The following is a 19,935-nucleotide window of genomic DNA, read 5'->3' on the forward strand; positions in this document are numbered from 1 at the left end:
GAAGCGCGGCGGTGGCGACGGAGCCCGCCGGTGAGGTACGAGTCCGGCCCGATGAACAGCTTCGCCCATCCGGACCGCTCCGGCCTCGCCCCGGCCCTCCCGATCCGGCCGGCCGAGCGCAGCCGCCGGCCGTTCAAGATCGTGAGCTGGAACCTGCTCCGGCGCACCGGCGCCGCGGTGGACGACGTGGCCGCCCTGGTCGCCCAGGAGAAGCCGGACTTGCTGCTGATGCAGGAGGCGACCCGGGCGATCGGCTTCCTGCGCGACCGGATCGGCGGTCACTACGCCTGGGCGCCGCTGCCGGGGCGGATCCACGGGCTCGCCATGTGGAGCCCGAAGCCGTTCGCGACGCCGCCCCGGGTGATCGAGCTCCCGGCAGGCGCCCTGGTGCACCGGGTCTGCCAGGTGCTCGATCTCGGCGAGTTCGGTGTGGCCAACGTCCACCTGTCGCACGGGCAGATGCTCAACCGCCGCCAGCTGCGCCGGATCGTCGGCGAATTGCCGCCGCGGGCCGCGGTGCTCGGCGACTACAACATCGTCGGCCCGGCGCTGATCCCGGGCTTTCGCGACGTCGGCCCGCGGAGACCGACCCACGCGATGGTCGACGTGCTGCCGCTGCGGCTCGACCGCTGCCTGGCCCGCGGCCTGATCTGCCACGAGCACGCGGTGCTGCCGCGCGGGCCCTCGGACCATAAGCCGATCGTGGTCCATCTCGGGCCGGCGCCGGAGGCACACGCCCCCGCGCGCCTCAAAGGTATGGCAGCAGCAGTCGCACGCCTGCGTCGCGCAGACGGATCGGCAGGGCGCGGGCGGCGAGAACCTCACGGCTGAGCCGCGTCTCCATCTTGCCGCGCATGAAAGTATCGAGCCGGGCCGCGAGGTCGGCATCGATGATCTCGACGTTCAGCTCGAAATTGAGACGGAAGCTGCGCATGTCCCAGTTGGCGCTTCCGATGAAGCACCAGACGTCGTCAACGACCATCACCTTGGAGTGATCGAACGGCGGCTCGTCGAGCCAGACCCGCACGCCGGCCCGGAGCAGCGGATCGAGATGCGCCCGGGTCGCCCAGTCGATGAACGGATGGTCGCTCACCCGCGGGATGATCAGGTCCACGGTGATGCCCCGGGTCGCCGCCTGGGCGAGGGCGCCGGTCACCAGCTCGTCGGGCAGGAAGTACGGGGTGACGAACCGGACGGTCCGGCGGGCGCAGGACAGCGCCTGGAGGATCACCTGCTCGATCTTCTCGACGTCGGCATCCGGCCCCGAGGTAACGACCCGGGCGACGCTGGTCCCGACCGGCGCGAGGTCGGCGACCCACGGCTCGGAATCGAGGATCTCGCCGTCCACGAAGGCCCAGTCGGCCGCGAACGCCACGGCGAGTTGCTCGACCACCGGCCCCCGGAGCCGGTAATGCATGTCGCGGATCGGGTGCTCCGGCTTCAGCGCCACGCGGTTGGGCTGTGAGATGTTCAGCCCGCCCGTGAAGGCGATGCGCCCGTCGATGATCAGCAGCTTCTTGTGCGAGCGCAGGTTGAGGAACGGCATCCGCCAGGGCAGGGCGGAGTGCATGAACAGGGCCGCCGGCACCCCGAGGCTGGTCAGGCGATGATAGACCGGTGCCCGGAAGTAGCCGCCGCCGATCCCGTCGATGATCACCCGGACCTTGACGCCGCGGGCCTGCGCCTCCGCCAGCGCCGTGCAGAATTCCCGGCCGACGGGATCGTCGCGGAAGATGTAGCTCGACAACCCGATGCTGGTCTTCGCCGCGCGGATCTCCGCCAGCATGGCCGGGTATCCGGCGTCGCCGTTGCGGAACATCTCGACGTGGTTGCCCGAGAAGGCCGGCAGGCCGGTGATGCGCCGGATCGCCCGGTCGAGGGGCCAGAGCGTCTCTGGCACCACGGCATCATCGGTGTCGGGGAGCTGCGTCGCGTCGGTGGGCTTGGTGCGCAGCTTCCGGGCCCGCCGGGAGACGCGGTTGATGCCGAAGGTCAGGTAGAGGGCGGTGCCGAAAATCGGCGAGAGCCAGGCCAGCCCGATCCACCCGACCGCGACGCTGACCCGGCGCTTGCGCAGCAGGGCGTGCAGGGTGACGCCGAGCGCCAGGGCAATGCCGATGAGCGCTGCGACATCCGCCCGCAACAGGGCGGTGGACTGCAGCCATCGATACAGCGCGTCTTCCAAGGTCTCGGCATCCGGTTCGTTTCAGACGCCGCCGGATATAACCGAAGGAAACGTGGGCGAGCGGATTTAATACGCTCGCAGGGGTGGCTGCGCGCCGCCATCGGCGGCACCGAGCGGGCGGGCACAGCGATAGGGGCCGCTGCCGTCCAGCGCCGCGTACAGGATCCGGCCACCATCCGCGATGCACCGCGCCTTGGCCTCGGCATAGGGCCGGTGGAAGCTCCAGATCGTAATCATCGGCCCGACGGTGCCCAGGCAGACGCCGCCGAACAGCAGGGCCGCGGCCCAGGTCGCGCGGTCGGGCCGCGGACGCGGCGGCCGGGGCGGCGGCATCGCGCCGACGAAGGCGAGCGTCAGTCCGAACAGGTCGAGGGTGCTCATCAGCCGTTCCGCGAGGACGTGCCGAGACCGGCAGGACAGGGTGTGCCCCGATCCTAGGGCAGGGCGGAGCTCGAGCCTACGCGTCGCGAGGCACCGGGCCTGCGTCGTATCGCGCCGGGCTCACGGCTCCCAGCGCGGCGTCCGCTTGGTCAGGAACGCGTCGATGCCTTCCTGGGCGTCGGCCATCATCATGTTCCGGGTCATGACCTCGGCGGTGTAGCCGTAGGCCTCTTCCAGGCCCATCTCGATCTGGCGGCCGAACGCCTCCTTGCCGACCGCCAGAACCCGCCGGGCCTTCCCGGCGATCTTCCGGGCCATGGCGGCCACCGCGTCTTCCAGATCCGCGGCCGGCACGGCGCGGTTGACGAGGCCGATTCTGTGCGCCTCCTGCGCGTCGATCGGCTCGCCGACCAGCAGCATCTCGAGGGCGGCCTTGCGCGACACCGCCCGCGACACGGCGACCATCGGGGTCGAGCAGAACAAGCCGATCTGCACGCCCGGCGTGGCGAACCGAGCCTCCTCGGCGCAGATCGCGAGGTCGCAGGTGGCGACGAGCTGGCAGCCGGCTGCGGTCGCGATGCCGTGGACCTGGGCGATCACCGGCTGCGGCAGGCGCGTGAGGCTCAGCATCAGGCGGGCGCAGGTGCGGAACACCGCCTCGGTCGCCGCTCGCGAAGGATCGGCGCGCATCTCCTTGAGGTCGTGGCCGGCGCAGAAGGCCGGGCCGGCGCCGCGCAGGATCACCACGCGCACCCCGGCATCCTCCCGGATCGCGTCGAGTTGCGCTTGAAGGGCGCCCATCAGGGCCATCGACAGGGCGTTGCGCGCCTGGGGACGGTTCAGCGTGAGGGTGGCGACGCCGTCGGCATCGTGGCGCAGCAGGACGGGGGCGTCTGCGGGTGCTTGAGCGGTCAGGGCTGCGGACATTCCGGGATCCTCACTTGAGCTGAGTCGCGCGAAGGGGCGCACATGTGCTCCCGGGGCCGATGCGGGTCATCGTTGCCTGGGGCCGATGCCCCCTGGGATCCGGTTGCGATCGGCATGGCCACGATCGTCTATGAGCGTTTCCTCGCCGGCAACGTGTCCCATGGTGACGGGGATGGCGGTCATGGCCCAGAGCGGCAAGATGCGGTTGGCCAGCTTCGTATCATCATTTTCGCGGCTCAAGATCAGTTTGCTTCGCTTGCCGCTCGAGCTTTTCCCGATCACGTTGCAATCGGAAACAGCGCTAAGCCCTTGATTCAACGTGCTCGGTAACGCCGAACCGGCCTCCACTTCGGCGGCGAGCGCTCAAGTGTCGAAGACCGAGACACGGTGGGCGACCCGCCGAGCGTCCAGCAAATGTTCCGAGTTGCGGGCCCAACGCCGCTCGAGGTCGGCCGGCCGAACAGGATGGCCGCCGCGCTTCACGCGCTCGGCCACGCGGGTCCGCGATTGGAGGAGGCGCGCGATCCCGACGAAGACGAGGTTGATCTGGAAGCCCGGTGCGCGGGTCTCGGCCGGGGAAGCGCGCTGGCGTCGACCGGCCGAGGTCGTTGCGAGGCCGAAAGTCTGCCGCCCGTCTCGCAAAGCCCGGCCATGCTCGATGGCGAGGCGGCTCGCACCGGCAGCAACGCGAAGGCGTCCGGATTTACAGCCGCGATTGGTCCAACTGCATAACGGCGGGCCGGGATTGATTTGCCAGCACCAGTCGGCCCGGCAAAACCCCGGCGCTGCGGTGTCATAGATCGCGGATGACTTGGTCGCCTGCGACATCGAACCGGACCCGTTGCGGCCGTCCGTCCGAGTATTCCCTCACGAGCAAGTCTTCGGGCGTATCGTCCTCGACGGAGCAGACGGGAAACCCGGCCTGCCGATGTTCGCGAGCCGCGGAGCCAACGTCGTCGCGGACGCTCAGGAGATCTCGCCGGAGGGCGTTGCTCGAATCACCGGGCTTCGTGGCCTCGGTCGCCGTCATGCGTGAGCGCTTCGATCGGATCTGTGATGCGCGTATCACCGATCCGCAGCAGATGCCTCACGGCGCCGAAGCCAATCGCCCCTCAATCCTGCTCGGCCAGGGCGAGATCCAGGCTGGCGAAGTCGGCGCCGGGACCGTTCCACCACACGGACGGATAGGAGGCGAGGCGGCCCATCACGCCGGCATAGGCCTCGGCCAGGACCGTATCGGCGATTACCAGCGTCGCGGCCGAGAGGGCCAGGCTGTCGGCGAGGGCCTCGCCGCGCCGGCTGCCGTCGATGGCGACGACCCGGATCCCGAGCCGGGCCAGGCCGAGCCGCATCGCCTCCGCCTGGCCGAGGTCGCGGACGAGGAGCGCGACGGTCGCGCCGGCCCGGAGGCCTTCGCCGTAAGCCCAATGCGCAACCCGGTTGGGGCAGATCGCCGGGGCGGTCTGCGCGTGGTGCGGATGCCGATCCCCGGAAGCGCCGCCGGAGCGGAGGCGCCGGCCCGGATCACGGGTGGCCGGATTGGGAACCGGCGTCGGGACGGAGATGTCTGCGACAGTGGAGTTCACGCCAAACATACGCTGCGAACCGCCTGGATCTGGTTAAACGGTGGACCTTGGCGTGACGCGAGCCGGTTAACACTCTGTCTCACGAACGCAGATCATCGGAACACTGGGCTGTTTTCCGGTCCGCGGACCCCTGCGACTGCGCCTATGCCGAATCGTTGATGAACGGCCGACCGCAATTTGCATGCGAATTCGGTCGCATTGGCGATGTGCCCGGTCCGGCCTATGTCCGGCTCCACGCGGGCGGCCCGGAAGAGGTCGCCCCGGACCGAGGAACACCGTCCCATGAACCGCCCCACGCGCCGGGTCGCCCCCAACGCCACAGCCCTCTCCCTGACGCTCGCCGCCGCGACGCTCGCCGCCTTGCCGGCGCAGGCGCAGATCCGGAACGCCCCGTCGCCGCGCGCGCTCGAATTCGCCGCCTACATCTTCGCCGCCTCGAACGTCTGCGGCTACCGCATCGGCAACGCGGCCTTCGAGGGCCTGCTGGCGAAGCAGAACGTGCGGGTGGACGACGTCCAGCCGCGCGGCCCGTTCGGCAACCGCGTCCAGACCATGTTCACGCTGATGTCGAACCAGATGGCCCAGAACCGGGATCAGGCCTGCATCGCGGTGGCCGGCGAGTACGGGCCCGAGGGCTCCATCACCAAGAACGTCCTGCTGCCGGCCGGCCAAGCCGCCGACGCGCCGGCTCCGGCGGAGCCCGTAAAGCCGGCAGAGCCCGCAAAGCCGGCGCAATAACCGGTCAGCCGAGGCGCCAGTCGATCGGCGCCACCCCGCGCTCACCCAGCCAGCCGTTGGCGCGGCCGAACGGGTCCGAGCCCGGGAAATCCCGGGCGCGGTTGAGCGGCGAGGGGTGCCCGCTCTCGAACACGCCGTGGCGCGCCGCATCGATCAGCGGCACCCGGGCGCGGGCCTGAGCGCCCCACAGTAGGAAAACCGCCGGTTCCGGACGCGCCGAGACCGCCGCGACGGCCTCGTCGGTCAACGCCGACCAGCCATAGCGCAGATGCGCGCCGGCCTTGCCGGCCTCGACGGTGAGCGCGCTGTTGAGGAGCAGCACGCCCTGCCGGGCCCAGGCCGTCAGGTCGCCGCCGGCGGACCGTTCCGAGCCGGCCTCGGCCAGGATCACCCGCAGCGAGGCCGGGACGCGGCCGGATCCGACATACGAGAAGGCAAGGCCGTTGGCGTCGCCCGGCGTCGGGTAGGGATCCTGCCCGAGGATGACGGCGCGGACCGCCGGCAGCGGCGTCTCGGCGAGCGCCCGGAAGATGTCGGCCGGCGCCGGCAGAACCCGCGCGCCCGCGGCGATCCGGGCATCGACCCGGGCCGCGACGGCGTCGGCCGCGTCGCCGACGAAGAACGGCAGCGCCAGCCACGGCGACCCGGAGGCGCGGAAAGCCGCCAGTGCGGCGGCCACGGGGGTGTCGGACATCGGGTCTCGCGGTTGCGGGCCGGGACGGCGGTGGCTAGGGAGGAACGGTCGATCATGCATGGCACGTCCGGTGCAGCATGTCGCAGCCGGCCTTCGCTGGGCGGCGCGGCACCCTACATGGGATTGCAGCGCATACCGGGAAGCCTCTGACACCGGGAAGCCTCCGGCCCAAGCGCGTGCGCCGGCTGCCGGGTATCTGAAGCCAGAAGAAGGACTCGGCGCGCGGCGCCGGAACGCTGCCATGAACGAACGCGTCGAACCCGCCGCGCTGGCGGAAGGCCGGCCCCTCTCCACAATGGTCCCCGCTGCGGGCGGCATGCCGGCCGACCATCCGAAGGTCGCCTGGGGCCGCGTCGGCGTCTTGCTGATGAACCTCGGCACCCCCGAGGGCACCAGCTACTGGCCGATGCGGCGCTACCTCAAGGAGTTCCTGTCGGACCGGCGGGTGATCGAGGTGCCGCGGCTGATCTGGTGGCCGCTGCTCAACCTGATCATCCTGACCAAGCGACCGGGGCCGAAGGGCCGCGACTACGCCAGCGTCTGGAACAACACCCGCAACGAGGGCCCGCTCAAGACCACCACCCGGGGCCAGAGCGAGCGCCTGCAGGCCGCGATGGGGGATTCCGTCGTGGTCGACTGGGCGATGCGCTACGGCAAGCCGGAGGTCGCCGACCGGCTCCAGGCGCTGCTCGACCAGGGCTGCGACCGGATCCTGCTGGTTCCGCTCTATCCGCAATATGCCGCCGCGACCTCGGCCACCGCCTGCGATCAGGCGTTCCGCGCCCTGATGGACATGCGCTGGCAGCCGACCGTACGGGTGTCACCGCCCTATCACGACGATCCGGTCTACATCGCCGCGATGGCCGATTCGATCCGCGAGGGCTTGGCAAAGCTCGATTTCGAGCCCGAGGTGATCCTGACCTCGTTCCACGGCGTGCCGCGCAGCTACCTGCTCAAGGGCGACCCCTACCATTGCCAGTGCCACAAGACCGGGCGCCTGATCCGGGAGGCCCTGGGGATGTCGCCCGAGCGCATGCGGGTGACGTTCCAGTCGCGCTTCGGCAACGAGGAATGGCTCAAACCCTACACCGACGAGACCGTCACGGAGCTGGCGAAATCCGGCGTGAAGCGCATGGCCATCGTCGCCCCGGGCTTCACGGCCGATTGCCTGGAGACGCTGGAGGAGCTCGACGGCGAGAACCGCCACTATTTCGAGGGCAACGGCGGCGAGCGCTTCGCCTACATCCCGTGCCTGAACGATTCCGACCTGGGCATGAAGGTCATCGAGCACGTCGTGCGCCGCGAGCTTCAGGGCTGGCTCTGACGCGAAAGCGTCCGCGCACCGCTTGCGGACGGCCCGGACCGGCCTATCATCCTCCAAAGCTGGACGCCTCGCAGATCCGGCGTTGGAGGATCACATGGGCTTCTTCATCGGGATCGCGTGTCCCTGGCTGCTGATCGCGGTGCTCGACCGGATCGCCGAAGGCCGCCGCACGGCCGAACTCGCCGCGCTCGGGGTGACCGTACCGGTGGCGCCCACCCACTCCGCCTACCTGCATCCCGACCGGCCGTATTGAGGCATCCGGGCGCGGAAGGACTGACCGTCTGAAGGCGTGAGCGTTCGCTAGTCGTTCGACCACCCTCCTGGTCATCCCGGGGCCGCGAAGCGAAGCCCGGGATCCAGAGACGCAGACCGATCCGGCCTAGCGCTGTCGGTGGATCTGGCCTCCGGGTTCGCCTGCGGCGCCCCGGAAGGCCACGATTTGTTATCCGATCCCGTTCCCTGACGAGAGGATGGGGAACACCTTTCGTCCCGACCGGCTCACGGCTTCTTCGTATCCGGCGCCGGCTGCGCGGCGGCCGGCGCAGCGTCGGTCCGGTCGATCTTGGCCTCGGCGCGCAGCTTCAGGATCATGTCCTGCTGCGCCTTGCGGACGATGTGCTGGTCGATCTGTTCCTTCAGCTCGTCGAAGGTCGGCTGCGGCTTGGTCCGCTTCTCCTCGACCTTGATGACATGCCAGCCGAACTGGCTCTTCACAGGATCGGAGACCTGGCCGGGCTTCATCGCGAAGGCGGCGTTGGCGAAGTCCGGGACCATCCGCTCCTTGGTGAACCAGCCGAGATCGCCGCCCTCTGCCTTGGAGCCGGGATCCTTCGAGGCCTCGGCCGCGACCTTGGCGAAATCCTCGCCGCCCTTGATCCGGGCCGCGATCTTCTTCGCGTCGCCCTCGTTGTCCACCAGGATGTGGCGCGCGTGCACCTCCTCCTCGGGCTTCATCAGCTTGACGGTCTGATCGTAGATCGCGTGCTCGGCCTCAGGGGTCACCGCCCGCTTGGCCTCCTGCTCCAGGTAATCGTCGAGCAGGAGCTTGTCGCGGAAGTAGGCGAGCTTGCGCTTGAACTCCGGCGTGTCGCCGATCTTGGCGGCCTCGGCCGCCTGCGCGCCGACCCGCAGGTCGACCATGTAATCCACCAGGAGGGACTTCTTCTGCGCCTCGTCCACCCCCGGGAGCGACAGGGCCGGGTCGTCGGACGCGATGGCGAGGTCGCCCTGGGTGATCGGCTTGCCGTTGACGCTCGCCACCACGGTGTCGGGGCTCGGCGCAGTCGCCGTGTTGGCCGCGGGCGTCGATGTCGAGGACGGGGCCGCCTGGGGCGCCTGGGCCAGCGCGGATCCCGGTATCGCGAGCATGAGGGCGAGCGCGCTCGCGCGCCGGAGGAGGGCGGTGTTCGGCATGCTGGCGTGGTCCTCGGCTGACGTCTCGTTGCCGCCCCTGTCGAGGCCGGGCGGCGGGCCGCGGCACAGGTGGCGCGCGTCGCGCGAGAAGGCAAGCGCTGCCGTTTCGGCCTTCCGGCGCCGAGCCTATCGGAGCCTGCCTCTTTCAGGTGCGTCGGCGGATGTTTACCTCTATAAGCCCGGCCAACTCCGCCAAGGCCGGCCCGCCACGCTCACCCGTCGGCGGGCTCGCGCGTCTGCAGGTCAACGATGCTCGGCTCGATCGCCAAGAAGATTTTCGGCTCCTCCAACGACCGCCGCGTCAAGGGCTACCGCCCGCGGGTGGCGCTGATCAACGCGCTGGAACCGGAGATCCAGGCCCTGTCGGACGACGCGCTCCGGGCGCGGACCGACATGCTGAAGGCGGAGCTGGCCGCCGGCAAGAGCCTCGACGACATCCTGGTCCCGGCCTTCGCCACCGTCCGCGAGGCGGCCAAGCGGGTCTTCGGCCAGCGCCATTTCGACGTGCAGCTGATCGGCGGCATGGTGCTGCACGAGGGCGCCATCGCCGAGATGAAGACCGGCGAGGGCAAGACCCTGGTGGCGACCCTGCCGGTCTACCTGAACGCCCTGGAGGGCAAGGGCGTCCACGTCGTCACCGTGAACGACTACCTCGCCGCCCGCGATGCCGAGTGGATGGGCCAGCTCTACCGGTTCCTCGGCCTCACCGTCGGGACCATCGTGCACGGGCTCGACGACGAGCAGCGCAAGGCGGCCTATGCCTGCGACATCACGTACGGTACCAACAACGAGTACGGCTTCGACTACCTGCGCGACAACATGAAGTACGAGCTGTCGCAGCTCGCCCAGCGGGGACACAACTTCGCGATCGTGGATGAGGTCGATTCGATCCTGATCGACGAGGCCCGGACGCCGCTGATCATCTCCGGGCCGGTGGACGACCGCTCCGAGCTGTACGTCTCGGTCGACGCGATCATGCCCCGGCTGGTGCGCGAGCATTACGACCTCGACGAGAAGCAGCGCACGGTCTCGCTCACGGAAGCCGGCAACGAGTTCGTCGAGGAGACCCTGCGCGAGGTCGGCCTGCTCAAGGACGGCGACCTGTACGACGCCCACAACGTCAGCCTCGTCCACCACGTGAACCAGGCCCTGCGCGCCAACACCCTGTTCACCCGGGACAAGGACTACATCGTCAAGAACGACGAGGTGGTGATCATCGACGAGTTCACCGGTCGCATGATGCAGGGGCGGCGCTACTCTGAGGGACTGCACCAGGCCCTCGAGGCCAAGGAGCGCGTGACGATCCAGCCCGAGAACCAGACGCTGGCCTCGATCACGTTCCAGAACTACTTCCGCCTCTACGGCAAGCTCGCCGGCATGACCGGTACGGCCTCGACCGAAGCCGACGAGTTCGCCGAGATCTACAAGCTCGACGTGGTCGACATCCCGACCAACAAGGAGGTCGAGCGCGTCGACGAGGACGACGAGGTCTACCGCACGGTGGGCGAGAAGTACGAAGGCATCATCGCGGAGATCGACAAGGCGCATAGCCGCCACCAGCCGATCCTGGTCGGCACCGGCTCGATCGAGAAGTCCGAGCACCTGGCCGAGATGCTGAAGAAGGCCGGCTACACCCTGCTCGACTATTCCGATCCGAATGCGCTCACCGACGTCTACAAGGCCGCCCGCGAGGGCCGGGTCACCAAGCGCTTCGCCGTGCTGAACGCCCGCTTCCACGAGCAGGAGGCCTACATCGTCGCCGAGGCCGGTGTGCCCGGCGCGATCACCATCGCCACCAACATGGCCGGCCGCGGCACCGACATCAAACTCGGCGGCAACCTCGGGATGCGCATCGAGAAGGAGCTCGGTCAGCTCGCCGACGGTCCGGAGCGCGACGCCGCCATCGACGCCATCAAGGCGGAGATCGCCGACAACCGCGCCAAGGTCCTGGCCTCCGGCGAGCCGGCCGACCCCGAGGCCGGCCGCAAGAAGGCCCTGCCGGGCGGCCTCTACATCATCGGCACCGAGCGCCACGAATCCCGGCGCATCGACAACCAGCTCCGCGGCCGCTCCGGCCGCCAGGGCGATCCGGGCCGCTCGAAGTTCTACCTGTCGCTTCAGGACGACCTGATGCGGATCTTCGGCTCCGACCGCATGGACGGGATGCTGCAGAAGCTCGGCCTGGAGCAGGGCGAGGCGATCATCCACCCCTGGATCAACAAGGCGATCGAGAAGGCGCAACAGAAGGTCGAGGCGCGCAACTTCGACATGCGCAAGAACGTGCTCAAATACGACAACGTCATGAACGACCAGCGCAAGGTCGTGTTCGAGCAGCGCCGGGACTTCATGGCCCAGGAGAGCGTGCGCGAGACCGTCGACGAGATGCGCGAGGGCGTGATCGACGACTTCGTCGCCCGCTACATCCCGCAGAACGCCTACGCCGAGCAGTGGGACGTCGCGGCCTTGCGCGAACAGGTCCGCGACGTGCTGAACCTCGACGCGCCGGTGGAGGATTGGGCCAAGGAAGAGGGCATCGCGGACGAGGAGATGCGCGAACGCCTGCTCAAGGCCGCCGAGACGGGCTACGCCGAGCGGGCCGAGAAGAACGGCACCGAGATCACCGCCTACATCGAGAAGCAGGTCCTGCTCCAGACGCTGGACCACCTCTGGCGCGAGCACCTTGTGACCCTCGACCACCTCCGGCAGGTGATCGGATGGCGCGGCTTCGCCCAGCGCGACCCGCTCAACGAGTACAAGTCCGAGGCGTTCGACCTCTTCAACAGCCTGGTGACGTCCCTGCGCGAGCAGGTGACGGCGCAGCTCTCCCGCGTCGAGATCGTGCACCAGCAGCCCGATCAGCAGCAGGGCTTCCCGGGCGGCACGCCGGAGCTGCCGCCGATGTTCGCCCAGCATCTCGACCCGGTGACCGGCGAGAACGAGATGGATTACGGCGAGCGCGGCTCGGGTAGCGACGGCGGCGGCGGTCCCGCCTACGGCTACGCGGCCCAGGGCCTGTCGGTGGATGGCGCGGTGCTCGAGCGCGACCCGAACGATTCCGCCACCTGGGGCCGGGTCGGGCGCAACGAGCCGTGCCCGTGCGGTTCGGGCAAGAAGTACAAGCACTGCCACGGCACGTTCCAGGCCTGAGGCGGCCGGCATCATGGCCGCCCGCACGGTCTTCGTCGCCGGCGCCGGCACCGAGATCGGCAAGACCTACGTCACCGCGGCGCTGACCCGGCGCCTGCGGGCGCAGGGCCGGCAGGTCCGGACCCTGAAGCCCCTGGCGAGCGGCGTGCCACCGTTGAGCGATCCGGCCTTCGCGGAGAGCGACACGGCGCACCTCCTCGACGCGCAGGGCCTCGCTGTCGAAGCCGAGACCGTCGAGGCCTGCTCACCCTGGCGGTTCTCGGCCCCGCTTGCGCCCGATCAGGCGGCCGCCCTGGAGGGCCGGGCGCTGGACCTGCCCGAGCTCGTCGCCTGGTGCCGGGCGCAGATCGCCCGCACCGAGGGCACGCTGCTGATCGAAGGGGTCGGCGGGCTGATGAGCCCGGTCACCGGGGCCGCGACCGGCCTCGACTGGCTCCGGGAGCTGGCCGTGCCGGCGCTGCTCGTCTCCGGCAGCTATCTCGGGGCGATCAGCCACGCGCTCACCGCCTGCGAGACCCTGCGGCTGCACCGCGTGCCGCTGCTGGCCGTCGCCATCAGCGAAAGCGAGGGCGCGCCCGCGCCGCTCTCCACCGTCGCCGCGTCGATCGCCCGGCATGCCGGCGTGCCGGTGTTCGGCCTGCGGCGGGGCGAGCCGTGCCCGGACGCCCTGGCCGATCGGGTATGACCGGGTACGGGCCGGAAAGCGCCTGTTGCGCGCCGTCCCGTTCCCGGGTCGCAGTCCGCTGACGGTCCGACCGTCCGGGAAAAGCGGCGTGATCCCTTCGCCGGCGACGACCACGCCGTTGGAGACGCGATACGGCTTCCCGGTGATCGTTCGACCCATGGCGAGCCCTTTGACCGGGAGCCCATCCGAACGCGACCGCTTCCACTCGGACAGACAGCGCTCTACCTGTTGCCGCCAGGGCCGGCGCGTTTGAGCCCGCGGGAGACGTGCGTTGAGTCAGTCCCTTGCACCCGCGGCGGCTCCGGATGCGCGAACTCGCGCGGGCGACGACGACGATGCCTCCCAGAAAAGCCGGCTCAAGCCCGCCCTCGTCTTCGGCGCGCTCGGCGTCGTCTACGGGGATATCGGCACCAGCCCGCTCTACGCCTTCAAGGAGGCCGTGAAGGCGGCCACCGCCGGGGGCGCTACGGTCCCGGCCGCCGCGACGGGCGCGGTGTCGCTGATCCTGTGGTCGCTGATCCTGATCGTGTCGCTGAAATACGCGGTGCTGATCCTGCGCGCCGACAACAAGGGCGAGGGCGGCATCGTGGCCATGCTGGCGCTGCTCGGCGCCCGGCAGGCGCAGCCCGGAACGTTGAAGGCCGTGCTGCTGGTGGTCGGGCTGATCGGTGCCGCGCTGCTCTACGGCGACGGCGCGATCACCCCGGCGATCTCGGTGCTCTCGGCGATCGAGGGGCTGAAGGTCGACGCGCCGTCGCTCGGGCACTTCGTCGTGCCGATCACGATTGCGATCCTGGTCGTGCTGTTTGCCGTCCAGCACAAGGGCGTCGCGGTGATCGGCCGGGTGTTCGGCCCGGTGATGCTGGTCTGGTTCGTGGTGCTGGCGGCCCTCGGGATCGTCGGCATCCTGGGCAAGCCCGAGATCCTGTCGGCGCTGAACCCGCTGCGCGCCGTCGATTTCATGCTGCATGCCGGCTGGCACGTGAGCTTCGCGATGCTGGGCGCGGCCTTCCTGGCGGTCACCGGCGGCGAGGCGATGTACGCCGATCTCGGCCATTTCGGCGCGATGCCGATCCGGGCCGCGTGGTTCGTCCTGGTCCTGCCGGCGCTGGTGCTCAACTATTTCGGGCAGGGCGCCCTGCTGCTCGCCGCGCCCGACGCGATCGAGAACCCGTTCTTCCGCCTGTGCCCGGATTGGGGCCACTACCCGCTGATCGCGCTGGCAACACTCGCCACCATCATCGCCTCGCAGGCGATCATCTCCGGGGTGTTCTCCCTGACCCAGCAATCGGTGCAGCTCGGCTTCCTGCCGGCGATGCGCATCGTCCAGACCGCCCGGGAGGAGCGCGGCCAGATCTACGTCCCGATGGTGAACTGGCTACTCGCCGCCGCGACCCTGGTGGCCGTGGTGCTGTTCGGGTCCTCCGACGCGCTCGCCGGGGCCTACGGCATCGCGGTTTCGATGCTGATGGCCATCACCACGCTGCTCGCGGCGCTGATCGCGCTGCGGTGGGGCTACAACCCGATCCTCGTCTTCGCGGTCAACGGCATCTTCCTGGCCATCGACGCCGTGTTCTTCGCGGCCAACAGCGTGAAGATCCTGGAGGGCGGCTGGTTTCCCCTGGTGCTCGCCGGTTTCGTCGCGCTGATGATGCTCACCTGGAAGAAGGGCAACGAGCTGGTCGAGCAGGCCCGGGTCGCGCTGCGCCTGCCGGAGGATGCGTTCCTGGCCGGGCTCCAGCACCGCGACCTGCTGCGCCTGCCCGGCACCGCGGCCTTCCTGTCGGCGGCCGAGCACGGGATCCCCCTCCACCTGTCGCGCTTCGTCGAGCGCAACCACGCGCTGATGGAGCGCATCCTGATCATCACCGCGCTCTACGAGGAGACTCCCACGGTCCCGGTGGAGCAGCGCGCCCACGTGACGATCCTGGCGCCGGACTTCTACCGGGTGATCCTGCGCTACGGCTTCATGGAGGAGGCCTCGATCCCGGAAGGGCTGGCCTGCGCGGTCGCGTCCCGCCACCTGCCCGCGAACGTCGTCGACGACATGACCGTGTTCGTCGGGCACGAGACGATCATCCCCAAGGACGACCATCTCGGCATGGCGCCGTGGCGCGAGAACCTGTTCGCCTTCATGCAGCGCAACGCCGAGCGCACCGGCGCCTTCTTCGGCGTGCCGACCCGGCAGGTGGTCGAGGTCGGCACGGAGATCGAGATCTGAGCAGGCGAAAAGAACCGGCGGCGAACGCCCTCGCAGCCTGGAACGCATAAAGACATGTTTATGTCTTGATTGCTTCGTAACGTTCGAAGTGGTAGGGGCTGGCCCCGAACCGCAACGCGAACACACGGAGCCGCCGACTCATGGCCAAGGATTATATCGTCAAGGACATCGGGCTGGCCGATTACGGCCGCAAGGAGATCTCGATCGCCGAGACGGAGATGCCGGGCCTGATGGCGGTCCGCGAGGAATACGGCGCTGCGCAGCCCCTGAAGGGCGCCAAGATCGCCGGCTCGCTGCACATGACGATCCAGACCGCCGTGCTGATCGAGACCCTGAAGGCGCTCGGCGCCGACATCCGCTGGGTCTCCTGCAACATCTACTCGACCCAGGACCACGCCGCCGCCGCCATCGCGGCCGCCGGCATCCCGGTCTTCGCCGTGAAGGGCGAGACCCTGGAGGAGTACTGGGACTACACCTCGCGCCTGTTCGACTGGCATGACGGCGGCATGCCGAACATGATCCTCGACGATGGCGGCGATGCCACCATGTTCGTCCATCTCGGCCTGCGCGCCGAGCGCGGCGACACCGCCTTCCTCGACAAGCCGGAGAGCGAGGAGGAGGAGGTCTTCTTCGCGCTGCTCAAGAAGAAGCTGGCCGAGAAGCCGAAGGGCTGGTTCGCCGGCCTCGCCGACAGCATCAAGGGCGTCTCCGAGGAGACCACCACGGGCGTGCACCGCCTGTACGTGCTGGCCAAGGAGGGCAAGCTGCTCTTCCCGGCGATCAACGTGAACGACTCGGTCACCAAGTCGAAGTTCGACAACCTCTACGGCTGCAAGGAGTCGCTGGTCGACGGCATCCGCCGCGGCACCGACGTGATGATGGCCGGCAAGGTGGCGATGGTCGCCGGCTTCGGCGATGTCGGCAAGGGTTCGGCCGCCTCGCTGCGCAATGCCGGCTGCCGCGTGCTCGTGTCGGAGATCGATCCGATCTGTGCGCTCCAGGCCGCCATGGAGGGCTACGAGGTCGTGACGATGGAGGACGCCGCCCCGCGCGCCGACATCTTCGTCACCGCCACCGGCAACAAGGACATCATCACCCTCGATCACATGCGGTCGATGAAGGACCGGGCGATCGTCTGCAACATCGGCCACTTCGACAACGAGATTCAGGTCTCCGGCCTGAAGAACCTCAAGTGGTCCAACATCAAGCCGCAGGTGGACGAGATCACCTTCGCGGACGGCCACCGCATCATCCTCCTGTCGGAGGGCCGCTTGGTGAACCTCGGCAACGCCACGGGTCACCCGTCCTTCGTGATGTCGGCCTCGTTCACCAACCAGACGCTGGCGCAGATCGAACTCTGGACCAACACGTCCAAGTACCAGAAGCAGGTCTACACCCTGCCCAAGACCCTCGACGAGAAGGTCGCGGCCCTGCACCTCGAGAAGATCGGCGTGAAGCTCTCCAAGCTGCGCCCCGACCAGGCCGCCTATATCGGCGTCTCCGAGGCCGGCCCGTTCAAGTCCGAGCATTACCGCTACTGAGCCGGCTCCGGCCGGCGGCGCCTCCGGTTCGGCGCGCGAGCCAAACCGGAGGTTGAATTCCTAACCGGATCTATAAGGGCCGGGACGGCGTTCGACGCCTCCATCACCAAGCAAAATAGGGCCCGGCGCGCTGCGTCGGGCCCTTTCGTTTGTCAACCCGTTTGAGCGCCAACGCACTGTGTCTTCTGAGTGTCGTTAACGGATGATTGTGAGCCCCCGGCGTATAGCCACGCTTCGTTCCCCTTCCGGCTGGATTCCGCCGCACGGTAAGGTGCAGCCGAATCTTAGATCGGTGGGTCCGCGAGGGTTCGAGAGAATCGTCGCGGGGACGGTGCGTTTCGCGCCGCGCGGTTGCACGCGCATGTCGGATCGCCAGGGGTGGGGGCAGGGCTATCATGGGTGTCGGTCGTGCCGCGCACGTTCGAATCTGCGTGGGTGCGCTCACATTGACGGCGGCGAGCGCTGCGCTCGCCGAACTGCCCGAGACCGCGACCACGCACGCGCCGCGTGAGATGCACGGCGTCGCCGCCCTGGCGATCTTCGGCGGCCTCGTCGCCTTCGCGGTGATTCTCTCGCTGCTCCACCTCTACGAGCGCGCACGTTGGACCCGCCGGGAGCGGGAGCTGGCCGGCGCCCTCGACGTGCTCCGCGGCGCCCACGATCGCGCCGAGATGCTGCTCAACGCCGAGCGCCAGGTCATCGTCACCTGGGACCGGCGCAGCGAGCCGGTGGTCGAGGGCGATATCAGCCTCGCGATCTACGGCGAGCGGCCGACCTCGGGCTATGCCCGCCGTGTCCTCGCCTTCGGCACCTGGCTGGTCGCCTCCGACGCCGCCGCGGTCGAGGCTGCGGTGGAGACCCTGCGGGCGCGGGGCACGAGCTTCTCCCTGAGCCTACGCACCCAGACCGGGCGCAGCATCGACGCCCACGGGCAGGCGGTGGCCGGCCGCGCGCTGCTGCGCCTGCGCGAGACCAGCCAGGAGCGCTGCGAGATCGCCGACCTGCGCGCGACCCTGGACGAGACCCGCCGCGGCTTGTCGGCGCTGGCCGGGCTCCTCGACGCAATCCCGCAGCCCGTCTGGCGGCGCCACCGGGACGGCGGCCTGAGCTGGGTCAACGCCGCCTACGCGGCGGCCGTCGAGGCCGAGACCCGCGAGGCCGCTCTCGACGGCGGCGTCGAGCTGTTCGACCGTCCGGCCCGCGAGGCGATCATCCGCGACGAGGCGGCGCGCGCCGCCGGCCTGACCCGGACCGTCCCGCGGCTCTCGGCCGTGGTGGCCGGCAGCCGGCGCATGCTGGACGTGTTCGAGACCACCCTGGACAGCGGCCGGGTCGGGATCGCCATCGACGTCTCTGAACTGGAGAGCGTCCGCGCCGACCTGCAGCGCCAGATGAATGCGAACGTCCGCACCCTGGACCAGTTGCCGACCGCGGTGGCGATGTTCGACGTCTCGCAGCGGCTGATCTTCCACAACGCCGCCTACCGCCAGCTCTGGGACCTCGACCAGGCCTTCCTCGACAGCCGCCCCTCCGACGGCGAGATCCTCGACCATCTCCGGGCCGAGCGGAAGCTGGAGGAGCAGGCCGATTTCCGCGGCTGGAAGCACGGGGTGCTCGCCGCCTACCGGGCCGCCGAGGCCAACCAGAGCTGGTGGTACCTGCCCGACGGACGAACGCTCCGTGTCGTGGCCGACCCCAACCCGCAGGGCGGCCTGACCTACCTGTTCGACGACGTCTCCGACAGCCTGAACGCCGAGACCCGCTACATCGCCCTGCGCCGCCTCCAGGCCGAGACCCTCGACACCCTGGCCGAGCCGGTGGCGGTGTTCGGCGCCGACGGGCGCATGACGCTCGCCAACCGGGCGTTCTGCACCGTCTGGCGCCTCGATCCGGCGACCGTCGAGGAGCGGCCGCATGTCGATGCCGTCATCGCGGCCTGCCGGTCGCTGGCGCCGGCCGAGGAGCCGTGGCTCGACATCCGCGACGCGGTGGTCGGCCTCGAATCACGCACCGCCCAGTCCTGCCGCCTGGAGGTGGTGGACGGCACGGTTCTCGACTGCGCCGCGCAGCCGCTGCCCGAGGGCGCGACCCTGCTGACCCTGATCGACGTCACCGCCAGCGTGAACGTCGAGCGGGCGCTGACCGAGAAGAACGACGCGCTCGAGAAAGCCGCGCAGCTGCGCGACACCTTCGTGCACCACGTCTCCTACGAGCTACGCTCGCCGCTCACCAACATCATCGGCTTCACGCAGCTGCTGGGCGACGAGACGGTCGGGGCGCTCAACGACCGTCAGCGCGAATATTCCGACCACATCATGCGCTCGTCGGCGGCGCTCTTGGTCATCATCAACGACATCCTCGACCTCGCCTCGATCGATGCCGGCTCGCTGGAGCTTCAGCGGGAGGAGGTCGACGTCCAGACCACGATCGAGGCCGCCCTGCGCGGCATCGAGGACCGGTTGGCCGAATCCCACATCACCCTGGCCCTCGACGTGCCCGAGGATATCGGCAGCGTCCACGCGGACGGGAAGCGCATCCGCCAGATCCTGTTCAACCTGCTGTCCAACGCCGTCGGCTTCTCGGACGCCGGGCAGCGGGTCGAGGTCCGCGCCCGCCGGGAGGCCCAGGAGCTGATCCTGAGCGTGCGCGACCACGGCCGCGGCATGCCGCCGGAGATCGCCGATTCGGTCTTCAACCGCTTCGAGAGCCACACCCTGGGCACCCGCCATCGCGGGGTCGGGCTCGGCCTGTCGATCGTGCGGTCCTTCGTCGAACTCCATGGCGGGCGGGTCCTCCTGGAGACCGCACCCGGGGCCGGCACCCAGGTGACCTGCATCTTCCCGCTCTTCCCTTTTGACGGGTTGCAGCGCGAGCATCCCGAACGACGACCCGCCACGACCCCGACCGTGATCGCCGCGCGCAAGCCGGGCCTGGCGGTCCACTGAGGCGCTGTTTCACCGGTCCTTCCCGATCTCCCACCTCGTCCGGACGGGACGCAGCGAAGCGGAAACCGCGACGGGGGCCGCCAACCGGCGGGCGCTCCCCGGAGGGCTCCTGCGCAGCCACTGACGCGGTACCTCAGGATCTCGGGAT

At 69.5% G+C, this 19,935-nt stretch carries 17 protein-coding genes; 10 read left to right on the top strand and 7 right to left on the bottom strand.

All coding sequences use genetic code 11. The annotated features are described in order from the left end of the window. Positions 1-51: 51 nt before the first annotated feature. Positions 52-831, top strand: coding sequence for an endonuclease/exonuclease/phosphatase family protein (locus tag ACYQPG_RS12675; RefSeq protein WP_246692489.1), 780 nt, complete (start codon positions 52-54; stop codon positions 829-831). Here ACYQPG_RS12675 and ACYQPG_RS12680 read toward each other — a convergent pair. From ACYQPG_RS12680 to ACYQPG_RS12690, 3 genes are all read right to left on the bottom strand, one after another. After that, positions 749-2,185: a phospholipase D-like domain-containing protein gene (locus ACYQPG_RS12680; RefSeq protein WP_461231081.1), complete on the bottom strand. Its 1,437-nt coding sequence runs from the start codon at positions 2,183-2,185 to the stop codon at positions 749-751. The two genes, ACYQPG_RS12675 and ACYQPG_RS12680, sit on opposite strands and share 83 nt — an antisense overlap. 66 nt (positions 2,186-2,251) lie before the next feature. Beyond that, a complete protein-coding gene (locus ACYQPG_RS12685; RefSeq protein WP_147905768.1) occupies positions 2,252-2,566 on the bottom strand; it encodes a hypothetical protein in 315 nt (104 codons plus the stop codon). A gap of 120 nt (positions 2,567-2,686) precedes the next feature. Continuing rightward, on the bottom strand, positions 2,687-3,493 hold the full coding sequence (locus tag ACYQPG_RS12690) for an enoyl-CoA hydratase (protein WP_147938101.1): 807 nt from the start codon (positions 3,491-3,493) through the stop codon (positions 2,687-2,689). A gap of 114 nt (positions 3,494-3,607) precedes the next feature. On the opposite strand from ACYQPG_RS12690, the gene ACYQPG_RS12695 reads away from it, so the two are divergent. Then, complete coding sequence (locus tag ACYQPG_RS12695; RefSeq protein ID WP_419829558.1) at positions 3,608-3,823, top strand: hypothetical protein; 216 nt, start codon at positions 3,608-3,610, stop codon at positions 3,821-3,823. Positions 3,824-3,856: 33 nt separating this feature from the next. Here the strand turns inward: ACYQPG_RS12695 and ACYQPG_RS12700 are convergent, their stop codons facing one another. Then, positions 3,857-4,321 (bottom strand): hypothetical protein, encoded by a 465-nt coding sequence (locus ACYQPG_RS12700; protein WP_419829559.1) that lies wholly within the window; start codon positions 4,319-4,321, stop codon positions 3,857-3,859. A gap of 284 nt (positions 4,322-4,605) precedes the next feature. Continuing rightward, positions 4,606-5,088, bottom strand: a complete 483-nt coding sequence (locus ACYQPG_RS12705) for an AMP-dependent synthetase (protein WP_147938105.1) — start codon at positions 5,086-5,088, stop codon at positions 4,606-4,608. 273 nt (positions 5,089-5,361) lie between these two features. Between ACYQPG_RS12705 and ACYQPG_RS12710 the strand changes: the two genes are divergently transcribed. Continuing rightward, the gene (locus ACYQPG_RS12710; RefSeq protein WP_187278328.1) at positions 5,362-5,817 is read left to right on the top strand and encodes a hypothetical protein; all 456 of its coding nucleotides are present in this window, start codon (positions 5,362-5,364) and stop codon (positions 5,815-5,817) included. A 4-nt stretch (positions 5,818-5,821) separates the two neighbouring features. Here ACYQPG_RS12710 and ACYQPG_RS12715 read toward each other — a convergent pair whose 3' ends face one another. Then, a complete protein-coding gene (locus ACYQPG_RS12715) occupies positions 5,822-6,511 on the bottom strand; it encodes a uracil-DNA glycosylase (protein WP_147938106.1) in 690 nt (229 codons plus the stop codon). A 241-nt stretch (positions 6,512-6,752) separates the two neighbouring features. Here ACYQPG_RS12715 and hemH point away from each other — a divergent pair, with 241 nt between their 5' ends. Continuing rightward, positions 6,753-7,835 carry a ferrochelatase gene (hemH, locus tag ACYQPG_RS12720; protein ID WP_147938107.1) on the top strand — a complete coding sequence of 361 codons (1,083 nt, stop codon included), beginning with the start codon at positions 6,753-6,755 and terminating at the stop codon, positions 7,833-7,835. Positions 7,836-7,929: 94 nt separating this feature from the next. Further along, entirely contained in the window at positions 7,930-8,088 is a 159-nt protein-coding gene (locus ACYQPG_RS12725; RefSeq protein WP_461231082.1) for a hypothetical protein, read from the top strand. Between the two features lie 245 nt (positions 8,089-8,333). Here the strand turns inward: ACYQPG_RS12725 and ACYQPG_RS12730 are convergent, their stop codons facing one another. After that, positions 8,334-9,248: a peptidylprolyl isomerase gene (locus tag ACYQPG_RS12730; RefSeq protein ID WP_147905777.1), complete on the bottom strand. Its 915-nt coding sequence runs from the start codon at positions 9,246-9,248 to the stop codon at positions 8,334-8,336. Between the two features lie 249 nt (positions 9,249-9,497). On the opposite strand from ACYQPG_RS12730, the gene secA reads away from it, so the two are divergent. The 5 genes from secA (at position 9,498) to ACYQPG_RS12755 (ending at position 19,787) form a co-directional block, all read left to right on the top strand. Next, the gene (secA, locus tag ACYQPG_RS12735; RefSeq protein ID WP_461231083.1) at positions 9,498-12,395 is read left to right on the top strand and encodes a preprotein translocase subunit SecA; all 2,898 of its coding nucleotides are present in this window, start codon (positions 9,498-9,500) and stop codon (positions 12,393-12,395) included. 13 nt (positions 12,396-12,408) lie between these two features. Next, complete coding sequence (gene bioD, locus ACYQPG_RS12740; protein WP_147938108.1) at positions 12,409-13,080, top strand: dethiobiotin synthase; 672 nt, start codon at positions 12,409-12,411, stop codon at positions 13,078-13,080. Between the two features lie 271 nt (positions 13,081-13,351). Then, positions 13,352-15,301: a potassium transporter Kup gene (locus ACYQPG_RS12745; RefSeq protein ID WP_147905780.1), complete on the top strand. Its 1,950-nt coding sequence runs from the start codon at positions 13,352-13,354 to the stop codon at positions 15,299-15,301. A 140-nt stretch (positions 15,302-15,441) separates the two neighbouring features. Beyond that, a complete protein-coding gene (ahcY, locus tag ACYQPG_RS12750) occupies positions 15,442-16,842 on the top strand; it encodes an adenosylhomocysteinase (RefSeq protein ID WP_419829562.1) in 1,401 nt (466 codons plus the stop codon). Between the two features lie 395 nt (positions 16,843-17,237). Then, positions 17,238-19,787, top strand: coding sequence for a sensor histidine kinase (locus tag ACYQPG_RS12755; RefSeq protein ID WP_461231084.1), 2,550 nt, complete (start codon positions 17,238-17,240; stop codon positions 19,785-19,787). Positions 19,788-19,935: the final 148 nt, after the last annotated feature.

It is taken from the genome of Methylobacterium sp. CM6246, assembly GCF_054818005.1.